At 43.3% G+C, this 12,304-nt stretch carries 7 protein-coding genes; 1 reads left to right on the top strand and 6 read right to left on the bottom strand.

What is annotated here, in order from left to right:
• A partial coding sequence (locus LUQ50_RS11545) for an exodeoxyribonuclease V subunit beta (protein WP_300039985.1) occupies positions 1-3,353 on the top strand: 3,353 nt, incomplete at its 5' end.
• A 354-nt stretch (positions 3,354-3,707) separates the two neighbouring features.
• On the opposite strand, the gene LUQ50_RS11540 is transcribed toward LUQ50_RS11545, so the two are convergent.
• From LUQ50_RS11540 to LUQ50_RS11515, 6 genes are all read right to left on the bottom strand, one after another.
• Entirely contained in the window at positions 3,708-3,935 is a 228-nt protein-coding gene (locus tag LUQ50_RS11540) for a hypothetical protein (RefSeq protein ID WP_300039984.1), read from the bottom strand.
• A gap of 40 nt (positions 3,936-3,975) precedes the next feature.
• Positions 3,976-6,708, bottom strand: a complete 2,733-nt coding sequence (locus tag LUQ50_RS11535) for a PAS domain S-box protein (RefSeq protein ID WP_300039983.1) — start codon at positions 6,706-6,708, stop codon at positions 3,976-3,978.
• A gap of 449 nt (positions 6,709-7,157) precedes the next feature.
• Positions 7,158-7,550: a cupin domain-containing protein gene (locus tag LUQ50_RS11530; protein WP_300039982.1), complete on the bottom strand. Its 393-nt coding sequence runs from the start codon at positions 7,548-7,550 to the stop codon at positions 7,158-7,160.
• Positions 7,551-7,582: 32 nt separating this feature from the next.
• Positions 7,583-8,575, bottom strand: a complete 993-nt coding sequence (locus tag LUQ50_RS11525; RefSeq protein WP_300039981.1) for a TIGR03557 family F420-dependent LLM class oxidoreductase — start codon at positions 8,573-8,575, stop codon at positions 7,583-7,585.
• A gap of 612 nt (positions 8,576-9,187) precedes the next feature.
• Positions 9,188-11,347 (bottom strand): PAS domain S-box protein, encoded by a 2,160-nt coding sequence (locus tag LUQ50_RS11520; RefSeq protein ID WP_300039980.1) that lies wholly within the window; start codon positions 11,345-11,347, stop codon positions 9,188-9,190.
• 268 nt (positions 11,348-11,615) lie between these two features.
• On the bottom strand, positions 11,616-12,257 hold the full coding sequence (locus LUQ50_RS11515) for a PAS domain-containing protein (protein WP_300039979.1): 642 nt from the start codon (positions 12,255-12,257) through the stop codon (positions 11,616-11,618).
• Positions 12,258-12,304 lie beyond the last annotated feature (47 nt).

The following is a 12,304-nucleotide window of genomic DNA, read 5'->3' as shown; positions in this document are numbered from 1 at the left end:
TCACTACCCATGACCGCTCACTGATCGTCACTGCAGGTGCAGGGACTGGGAAGACCCATGTGCTTGTGAACAAGTACCTGAACCTCCTTGAAGCATTTGGGGCTGAAAGCGATGAGAATACCCGGCCCCTCTCGGTTCATAATATCCTTGCCCTCACCTTTACCGACAAGGCAGCAGCCGAGATGAAGGAGCGAATCAGAAGTGGACTTGAGACAAAAAATGGGAAATTCTGGGATAAGGCAAGGACTGAATTTCTCACCGCCCCGGTCCAAACCTTTCATTCGTTTTGTGCACAGGTACTTCGCGAGTTCGCATTTGAAGCAAAGATAGAACCATCATTTGTGGTTATGGATGCACAGGAGTCCTCACGTATCCTGACATCCAGTTACCAGGATCTCATTCATACTCCGGGTGAGGAGGAGGAGATTGTATATGCCCTTGCAACGGTTGGGCAGTACAACCTCGAAACGATGATCCGGACGTTATATTCACGAAGAGATGAAGCGGATCGGTTCTTCACCCGGTTCTCCGGCAACCCAGATGAGATTATTTCCTGCTGGCAGCATGAGATTAGCAGGTTCAGGGAATCGGAAGTCAGAAAGATCCGGGGTAATCCCAGGTTCAGAGAGACAGTCCAGTCACTCATGGCCTTTGCATACATGGATATTCCGGGCGACGACAAAGCCATGATTCATCTGCAGAAGATACGACCGGGCTTGGAGATCCTGGATAGCGATGGGGCGCCGGATGAATTCTATGCAGCATCTGCTTCAATTCTAAAAGAGAGCCTGCGAGGAGGTTCAACAAAAGTCTGGTCAGAAGACCTTCTCAGTGAACTGAAAGAGACGAACCGGAACCTGAAAGAACTACTCAAACCTATCGAGAAGGTTTCAAGAGTCAGTTTTAATCCGGCTGAACCGTTCAATGTCAGAACTATCAGGTTTCTGCAGGCGCTGGGTAGCACCTTCTCCAGGTTCTGTGAACTGGTGGACGGAGCGAAAGATCGTGCAGGTGGCATAGATTTTTCTGACCTGATACGATATACCAGACAACTTTTCAGAGATAACCATGACCTGGTTGTCCGACATTATGCAGAACAGTTCAGGTACATCCTGGTTGACGAGTTTCAGGATACTGACCCGGCACAGTTTGAGATCGTGACCGCGATAGCCGGTGATCCAACTTCTGACACCAGGAGTCTGTTTATTGTAGGGGATCCCAAACAATCGATATACCTCTTCAGGGAAGCTGATGTGACCAGGTTCCGTGACGCGTCAACACTGATCACTGAAGGATGCAAAGGCAGTGAGATCCCCCTCGATGTCTGCTTCCGGAGTTCACCTGCAGTAATCGGACTGGTAAACATCCTCTTCTCCCGGATATTTGCGTCCTCATCGCAACCGTTTGAATTTCCCTACGACATAACCGGGGTTTCCCCGGAGCGAACCAGGCATTCCGGGTCAGTAACCCTCCTCCTGACTCAAAAAAAGGAGGAGATATCAGAACCTGAAGCAGTAGCAACCGCAATCGCAGATCTTGTACTGGAAGGCAGAGAGGTCTACGAAGAAGGAGAACGGGATGAGTCTGGCAGACGAACATTTACCAGAAGGCCGGCATCATGGAGTGATATTGCCATTCTTCTTGAACGACGAACCAATCTGGGCAGTTACTTACACGCACTCGGGAACCGTGATATCCCATATTATGTCCATAAGGGGACTGGTTTTTATCAGAGGCAGGAGATCCTCGATCTTATCAGCCTGCTCACGTTCCTCCAGCGGCCCTACGATGATATCGCTCTTGCCGGTCTGCTCAGATCTCCGTACTTCGGCCTTTCAGACACGGTACTGTTCAGAATCCGCAGGGAGAAAGGAGAGACATTGTTTGACCAGCTGCACCAGTATGGGAGAGAGAACAGAGATGCCACCCGTATTCATGCCCTTCTTACTTCCTGGATCCAGAGGGCAGGCAGATGGCGGGTTGCCCCTCTGATACAGGCTGCGCTGGATGAATCCGGAGTACTTGTGGTCTACGGAGGGCTAATCGAGGGAGCCCAAATCCTCTCCAACATTGAAAAACTGCTTGAGATGGTGAGAAAAAGGGAGGAGAGCGAAAGTTATCAGCTCGCTGATCTTGTCACTGACCTTGGTGAAGCGATTAGAACCGAAGATCAGGAAGGGGAAGCGATGATCGATGACCCGGAACTCGATGCGGTGAGGATCATGACGATTCATGCAGCCAAAGGACTTGAATTTCCGATCGTAGTCGTTCCGGAGATGGGAACGCGTCCTAACCTCACCCATCCGCCGATCCTTCTGGATGGAGAACTGATGGGAGTGCGGATACCGGATCCTGATGCAGATTTTGAGACTGAAGAGACCCCGGTATTTACCATACTCAGAAAACAGCAGGAGGAAAAACTCCTTGCCGAGAAGAAACGCCTCTTTTACGTAGCACTCACCAGAACAGCAGATCATCTGATCATGAGCGGAGAGATCGGCGATGATCTCCCAAGCGAAAAAGAGACCAGGCTTGACTGGGTATTCAGAGAACTCTCCATCACCGGTGATGCCATAGAAGCGGGTGAGATGACAGTGAAATCTCCTGAAGGTGAGGAGATACATCTCAGGATTCAGAAGCCCCGGCTGTCAGAGAAGTCCGGCAGACCAGACTCACCACCGTTTCTCATCTCTAATGAATTCAGGGAGATATCAGGAAGATGGTCCAGGGGAGTGTATGTTCCTACTGCTTCTCAGTCAGAACCATTGCTAGTGACCAGAATTGTGGAATCACTACGGGAAGAAGTTCCCACAGGTTTCCATGATGGACGGGGGGCTGACTTTGGAACCGCGATACATGAAGTGCTCAGAGGATCCGATCCTTCCAGAGTTACCAGGGAGTATGAAATCAGAGACCCGGTTCTGCAACAGGAACTGCAGCAGGCAGCAGACCGGTTCTCTTCACTCCCTGACCTTGCTGATATCAGGCAGGTAAAGCACGAGCTGGCATTCACGGTTCCGATTGGCGGTGTACCGGTTACCGGGAGGATCGATTTCATCTGCCAGTTGCCAGACGGGTCATGGATAGTCATTGATTATAAGAGCGATCAGGGTACCGTAAATGAACTCTGCATGAACAGAACATACCAGATCCAGCTTGAGATCTACCGCATCGCCGCAGAGATGCTTGGAATGTGTCCAGCCACTACTGCGATCTACCGCACAACCGGAGGGAACCTTATCCCCATGAACCCGATATGCAGAGCAGAAATTGAAGAGATCATTCATCAGGCATGGGTTCGCAGAGAACAGGAGATGGAGATGAGCATCTGCCCTGCAAATTACAACGGCTGACATAGAAATATGACACGATGCAGAGTAAAATAGGGGAATTACCTCAACCATGTCAAATTTGAAGTGGTCGTTAATCTGATCCTTCTATTTGTCATGAAAATGCTATGCATTTTCATAAGTTGAGTCGGTTGAGAATCATCATGCCGTTTTTTTGATCAATGTCCCGAAACTCTATTGACCATTTAATAAACTTGCACTCAAAAAACCGATCTCGACTATTTGTGCTTGAGGGAGGGGAAAAGATCGTAAGACTTGCTATTATATTGAAGCCGGGGGCAAATCAATAAAGTGAGCACATACACCTGACTTCATTCAACTAAACTGAATACGTTTCTCCTTTTTGTTTCACTTGAGTTATCCGTGATTTTTTCCAATTATTGTGACAATGATCAATTCAGCAATCATCAAAGAAGTCTTCACTTTCAGGGGCATCCAGATTTTAAACATATCGATATCTTGAGGAGGAATGTCCTTAAATTCTTCAAGGAAATGCTTTTGTAACTTGACAATCCAGAGCAGATCAAGGAGTCCTAATGCTTCATGATGATGCCATACCTTCCAATTTCGAACGAGGATTATCATAGAATCCGGACACGAGTGGGAAGGGATACATTTCTGTTTCTCACCCAGTAAACCGGTATGCTCCTTTTGGCACGATGATCTCAAATCGTGCACCTGTTCCCGGCACTCCGGTTTCAATGATAGTTATCCCGGTAAGCGAGAGTATTTCTTGAACAAGGAACATCCCGAGCCCGGTATTCTTACCATACCCTCGCTCAAATATTTTTTCTTTTTCCTCTTTAGCAATACCTTCTCCATTATCTTCCCATATCACGATCAGATCGTTCTCTGACATATGGGTAGATACGTGGATCCTGGTTACCCGATGACCGTGTCGGATAGAATTATCTAGCAGATTAAAAAATACCACTTTCAACATCGGGTCTCCGAATATGGATATTTCCTGGAGATCAGTTGTCAGGGTGATTGAATCCGGGAGATGCGGAAGAGGCATAATAGTATCCAAGAGTACCCATTGTGGTTCATGGGTACCAAGATTCTGATAGATCCCGGTGAATTCAATCTGGGATTGTATTTTATTTGTAATCCTTTTCAGTTTCTGAAGGTACTCAGACACTCTGGGATCGGTATATTCCATCTCGATGGCCTCAAGATACCCGTAAATTGCCGTGATGTTATTGAGAATGTCATGCCTTGTGATATCAGAGAGTAGACTGAGCTGGCAGTTTGCTTTCCTAAGAGCCTCTTCAGATTTTATACGTTCGGTAATATCACGTGAGATGCCCTGGATTTTGATAATATTACCCTTGGAATCGTATACTGGTGATATACTCTGGGAATGCCACTGCCAGGTACCGTCCTTATGACGCATCCGATATTCATTTCCGCTCATTTTTTTGCGCAAATTACGAGCCTGAATGTAGAAATTTATATTGCGGGGAAAATCATCAGGATGAATAAAGAATTTCGCGGGTTTTCCGATAAACTCAGATATTTCATATCCTAATAATTCAGTCGCTTTTGGGGAGATATACACAAATACGCCGTCAAGAGTCAGTGAAAATAAAATATCATTTGCATTCTCAACAAACGAACGGAACCGCTCCTCACTTACCTGCAATGCTTCCCGGGTTGCAATTTCCTCCGTGACATCTCTTCCAACAGATTGATATTCGATAACCTCCCTACGAGAATCAAAAATCGCACGATCACTCCATTGTTGCCACCGAATTGTACCGTCTGGCATGATGATCCGGTGAACAATGATATCCACTGGATGGTCTGGGGTTATGGATGCAAAGAATTGTTTCAGGCGCTTCTGATCTTCGACGGGGATATTTGGGAGGAATCTGCTACCGACTATCTTTTCACGGTTCAATGAAAAATACCGGCAATATGAATCGTTTACAAAGATGTGTGTACCATCAGGTAAAAAACGACAGATTAATTCGGTCTGGTCCTCGACCACGTTTCTGTACCGTTGCTCACTATCAATCACCAATTGTTTGCTGATCGCCATCTCTTCATAATTTTGTCTAAGTTCTTCTTCGATTGCTATGAGTTCCTCGTTAGCTATCGACAGTTCCTCGTTACTGCGGGCGATTTTTGCTTCAGCGTTCTTCCGATCTGTAATATCCTGGTTTATCCCATGAACCCTGATTGTTCGGCCTTCAGTATCTTTGGTGACACCTACACACATCTCTATAAAACGAATCTCACCATCTTTACGAATAATGCGGTATTCACGTTTTGACATGTAATGGGGGTCGGTCGTATTCCGGGTCTTTTCATCTTCCTCAACAAGAATCTTAAGATCTTCCGGGTACACTATCTCCCGCATGTATGTTTCTGCTGTCATATGGTGGATTCCTTTACTCTCCACATGAGTACCATACAGGGTTGAGAAACGGTCATCAAACGTTAGAATACCTGTCTGGAGATTACATTCCCAGGTTACCAAATTTGCGAGATCCATCGCCTCTACGAGCATTCGCTGACTTTCCCGCAGCACTTCTTCAGATTTTTTGCTTTCGGTGATGTCCCGGATCGACTCGATTGCCCCGGTAATTTCTCCAGCCAGGTTATAGAACGGGCTTACTTTGATGTGTAGTACGATGTTATGTAAGTGGGGGAGAACTTTCTCTGCAGTGATTGAAGAACCAACCCGGGAAACATTCGAATAGAACTGAGCAATAATTTCATTTGGCTCATTGATGAGATCGATGAGTGCCTGGCACCGACAGCCATAAAAGGGAATTGTGTATTCAGATTTGCCTTTTCCTAGTATTTGATCTGAAGAAACACCCGTCATCTCCTTGATCGCACAATTCCATGCGATAACATGTCCTGTTTGGTTAATGGCAAAGGTTGCATCGGGAAGGGACTCAATGATATCTGATAACTGTTTCTCCGAGTTTTCAAGCGATTTTTCTGCCTTTTTTCTCCTTACCGCCTGCTTGATTTTATGCGTCAACTCAGCGAACTGGGCTTTTGGGGATCCACCTTTCTGCAAATAGAAGTCTGCACCATTATTGATTGCTTCAATGACAACCTCTTCGCGACCCCGACCGGTGAAAAGAACAAAGGGGATGTCTCCGAATTGAGACCGGACTGCCTTGAGAAATTCTATTCCATCCATTTCAGGCATCTGATAATCGGAGATGATGGCATCGTATGATTGAATTACTGGTGAATTGAGGGCATCATGAGCTGATTTCATGATATCAACCCTGAACTCTCCAGAACGCTCCAGGAAAAGTTTGCCCTGATTGAGAAGTACCTCTTCATCATCAACGTAGAGGAGAGAGATTATCTCATTTAGGTTGGATTGCAATCCAGTATTTGGTATATTCAAAACCGAAAATGGCATTTCTCTTCCTCTATGTTAGGGACTATAATTTGAAAAAGTAAGGTTCACAAAATTAAACGAGATAATATTTGTTTTAAATTACCTAAAAGATATTGATTTGAATAAACCAACTATTTCCACAGCCAGTATACAACATTTGGATTAGTTTTTAACGAACTGTAATCCCAATAAGAGAACAACCAGCACTACCAAAAAGAGGATTAGACGGTAAACCAATTTTGATTTTCATTGGTCAGGCTTGAGACGAAATCCCATATAGATTATTGGGTTACATGCTACCTAAATTGTTACAAAAAAGTCAACGATGAGCCTTCGGCTCGCAGATGACAATGAAACGCCTGAAAAATAAGCCCTATGTAGGGTTGTTTTCTGATGTTTCATGAGAGAGATTGTACAAATAGTCCTCTTGACACTTATACCAATGCCGGGACAAACATGGCTGTAAGTACAAGTTCCTTGTTTCCCGCTTTTACCGTGTGATGGTTACCTGGGGGGGTTGCAAACGTCTGGCCGGTTTTTATGGGGATAATCTTTTCTTCTAACAGAAAGGATCCATTCCCATTGAAAATTGCATTTACCTCCCATTGTGTATCATGGGCATGGTCCGGGACTTCACAATGCTCCTGGATCCTCACGAGATGATAACTGAATTGTCCTTTTGTTTCTTTTCCAGTTATTAGATCCTTTAAAAAAACTCCATTCCATCCGGGAGGTGAGTACCAGGGTTTGGCCTCAGCATCTGTGGCATACCCCGGAAAAATTATGGAGGATTCTTCAAAAATATCCTCAATGGATTTCTGTACCATGATAGTCTCGTAAATACGCCTTGATCTCTTCATTAATCACTTACTGCCGGAATTACATCCTTGAAAATATCAATACCTAAATTAACGTTAGGACTGGAATTCCCAAGACAGAAGTGGGTGATACCTGCATTCTTGAACCGTTCGATCTCTTTGATAAGACCTTCGGCGTCAGTTGCACACAGAAAGTTTTTCTTCATCAGATCCTTCCCCACTAGGTCAGCGTGAAGCTCAACTTCAGGTGGATCGCTGACACGGTACTTGAACATAGACGGAACAAGGCAGCCTGCCCAGAACCGGTTACCTTCGACTGCTTTCTCGAAATCCGGATCTACGGAGTACCAAATCAGCATGGCTCTCTCCATCTTTTTAGGATCCTTGCCTGCTTCCTTTGCACCCTCCTCAAATTTCGGGATAGTGACTTTTTTCAGGGTCTCCGGATCTGCAGAAACGGTCATGAGATGGTCACCATATTTCCCGGCGAGCTTTGCACCCTTGGGACCCATTCCGCTGAAGTAGAGGGGAACTTCGTCATCAGGCTTTGTATACAGGAATGCCTTTTCCAGGTTGTAGTATTTTCCTTTGAATGTTACCGGGGCCTTACTCTCCCAGAGTTTCCTCATAACCTCAATTGCTTCAACGGTCATATCCTGGCGTTCAGGAACGGACGGCCACTGAGCAGTACATGGCACTTCGTTTAATGCCTCGCCTGCTCCTACTGCAATACCGACCCGCTTTGGGTACATCTGCCGGAGGGTGGCAAACGTCTGGGCAACGACCGCAGGATTATACCGGAGGATTGGACAGGTGATGCAGGTTGAGACAAATACCTTCTTCGTGGCCTGTAGGGTTGCACCCATCCATGCCCATGCCTGGCCTGATTGAGCATCTGTGTGGTACCATGGGTGGAAATGGTCATCAACCCAGATAGAATCAAACCCTACTTTTTCAGCCCTGACAGACTGTTCCAGCGCATCCATAGGTTTATACTGTTCAATGGATGCAAAATATCCAATTTTTGTTTCCATGCTAATGACCTCTGACCGAAAATAAAAGACCATACATGGACTTTGTGTTTCGCGATCACAATGTTGATACCTGCGGGTGATCAATATCAGGATCAGCGATATCCCAACCTAGATTCATTTGGCGATTTCCAGGTCTTATGAATCTGGTTGGTCTCGCCCTTACTGGTACGGTTACTATCGGTTTCGTGGATTTCTATCCACACTTGTTCTTATGACGTTGAGAAAATAAACCTATTTTTTAATGCTCATCAATATAAAATAAAAATTCCATGGCCCTTAAGGTGCCTATTTAATTAATACTATTATTTTTGAAAGCGGTCTGCAAAAATCTTTTAAAATAAATTTGCATAGGTCTCATTAATCAACTAATTTTATCCCCAATGGCGGTCAATGATAACCTAGAAAAACATATCCAGATCTACTACCGATAGGTTTCCCTGACTCGCTGTTGAGTGAACTGATTCCTTATATAATATTTTTGACTGAGGTATTGAATAGAATTTATTTGATCATCAAGCATCGGTGACGATCCTGAATCATGATACCGATTATTGTTTTAGAGATGTTTGTAAATTATTATATCCGAATATACTTTCGATCCTGATCTGGCGTCTATATCTCACAGAATCCGGATTCATTTTCCGTTTCCTTCTTTACTGCATCTGACACGTCAACCATAAATGACGCAATTTCTCCGGAAGGTAATTTGAATACATAATGAGAGATCCAAGGAAAATCTTCACGGTTTCGATATTTTAGGGGTGGAACAAATTCCGGGATTTCTGTGGTTAAAACCCGGATAAGCATGTCACGTATCCCAGGATTTGGTAGATCTGGAAATTCTTCGAACAGTTTTTTTCCGAGGAGATCCTCTTTCTTCATTCTTAAAAGATTCGCTGTTACTTTGTTCACATCCTTTAGAATATACTCATTTCCCCCTTCTATGGGTTCATAAATCAATACCCCGTTGCAGGTGTTTTCAAAAAATGCATGATATCGAATCTCTTTTGATACGGTTGCATGAAGAGCGTTTTCTGCCAGTTTATATTCGGTGATATCGAGGATTAATCCATTCCAGATTGTTTCGTTCTGTAATTTGATGGGTTGGGAAATCACTCTGATATACAGTTCTTCGCGGGTTGACTTGATGAATTTTCCTTCAAATTCCCAGGGAGCGTTTCTTCGAATGACATCCTCAATTGAATCATTCCATCGTTTTTGATCTTCTGGTGCGATACACAATCCGTATCGATCAAGCCAGGTATTCAATGGCTCGGGATTAATGCCATAAATATCCAGAGATCGCTCATCGACAAAATACAATCCCCATTCACCGGTGTTACGTGCATAAAACTGATAGACAATACCCGGAAGAGTGCTGGCAATACCTCTGAATCGTTGTTCACTCTTGCGAAGTTCTTCCTCAGCCCTTCTCCTATCGGTAATATCGAGGAATATGCCATTCCATAAGGTCTCATTTTTTAACCTGATTGGCTGTGAGATCCCCCGGATATACATCCTCTCACCAGTTGGTTTGATGAAGGCTCCTTCAAAATCCCATGGGACAATTTTCTGGATGACATCTTTAATGGAATCTTCAAACCTCTCTCGATCTTCTAGTGCAATACAAGCGGTATACCTTTGAAACCAGGTTTCCAAGGGTTCAGGACTTAATCCGCAAACTTTTTCCGAACGTTCATCTGCAAAATATACCCCCCATTCACCAGTATCCCGGGCATAGAATTGGTATGCAATCCCGGGGAGATTTGTGGTAATACCGATAAACCGATCTTTTAATTCTTTTTCTGATTTTTTTTGTTCAGTAATATCGAGAAATAAGATAAAGTATTCACTTGGTTCTTTCCATCCTTTGCCACTAACCGGGGCGAATACAACCTGAAAATATGCAACTCCACTTTTATTCGTTGATGTTAATGTCTCCCGTTTCAGCCGATCGAAATTACAGGTGAGTGTTAATTCCGCATTTTTTCCTTCCTTAATCAGGTGTTGAATAATCTCACGGGAACACATTATGTCAAATATATTAATTTCTGCAATATCAGTAAACCGGGTGAGCCCGAGAATTTCTAGAGATGCACGATTTGCATTAAGAATTGTTCCATTTGCCTGAAATAGGAAGATACCACATGGTACTTCCTCAAAGAGTGTTCGGATCTTCCGATCGCTGATCTGCAATTCATCCTCAGTTTTCTTCCACGCGGTAATGTCACGAAAACTGATCATAATCCCCGTTTTTCCGATAAAAGAGAACGAAGGGAGTAGAGTGGGGATAAATTCAGTTAGAAAAATGCGATCCCTGGCATGTTCTATCAGGAGGATCTCATGGATATATGTTTTTGATTGAATAATCCGGTCAATATTTCCCTGAACAGTAGTATCATTAAAAATTGGGAGATCCAGTTTATTGAGGGTAGTTCCGATGATATTTCTACCTTTATGGATATTAAAAGTTTTTATAAAACTGTTGTTAACCATGAGAATGTGTAATTCAGGGTCAAGAATAATAATTGCATCTGATAAATAATCTATAAGATCATCAAATGGAATTTTTTGTGAAGAAGTATATAATTTAGATTTTCCCTGCAGTTTCATTATCACATGGCCCTGAGAGAGGAGGACCTCAAGATATTTAGAGACAGAACCACGGTTCATCTCTAAATCTTTTGAAATTCTGGTTATTGAGACTGCAACAGGGTTTTGAGCCTGAAGATATTCCCGGATCTGTGAATATCGGTCATGTGTCTCTTTCATGTGATAAGTTTAGATTTTCAGTTTGACATAATAAGGGTAGCTTTCTGAAAATCATAAAATTTTAGAATCAGTTCGTGGCAGTATCCTGCAAATATTGCATCATCATGGTTGTGAACATCACTATTTTCATAAGGTCTGAAACCTGTGTTGGTTGAAAAAACCTATATCATACACGTAAAACCTATTAAGAGACATTGATAACCTTGGTTATCCATCCCGGTGAAAAAATTCAAACGATTATGTGGTTGCTGGGCCACAGCATGTAATTCTATTTGGATATAGGACTGCGGAATGTTGATTCACTTAATGTAATAGTCGGATAAGGTCTCTGACTTTTAAGTGTCATATCCCGTAATGATTCTATTGCCCCAATAAGATTTCCTGATGAATCATATAATGGTGAAGCCTTTCCCCAAAGATAAATTCCCTCCGGTTTAAGATACGTAGTATAGGTTTCAGCAAAAAAACCATGCTCATCTCGTTTACAATTGAAATAATTAGGAGGAATTTTTTGATCAGGTTTAAGAGCATAATCGATTAACATTGGTTCTCTGACATTGTATACTGCAACAGAATATTCGTTATTTCCTTTTCCCATAATCTTTTCAGCTTTCACTCCAGTAAGGGTTTCAATTGCATGGTTCCACGCAATTACCCTTCCTTCTGTGTCAACAACAAAGGTTGGATCAGGAAGAAAATTAATGATCCCAACTAATTTTTCTTCAACTTGTTTTCGGTCAGTAAAATCCTGACCAATAAACAGGATCCCTGCTATATCATTACGAGAATTATTTATTACTTTAATCGTATACGAGATCCATACCCGGGTTCCATCTTTTTTCACCATTTCACAAATATTGGTGACATTACTTTCCGGGGATTTAAAATAATCTGGAGTAAACCGGATCATATCTTTTCCAGTAGAATCTTATTTTTGAAAAATCAAATAAATAACAT

This window comes from Methanospirillum sp. (assembly GCF_028679455.1).
Lineage (GTDB): Archaea > Halobacteriota > Methanomicrobia > Methanomicrobiales > Methanospirillaceae > Methanospirillum.
This window is presented reverse-complemented; position numbering and strand designations above follow the sequence as displayed.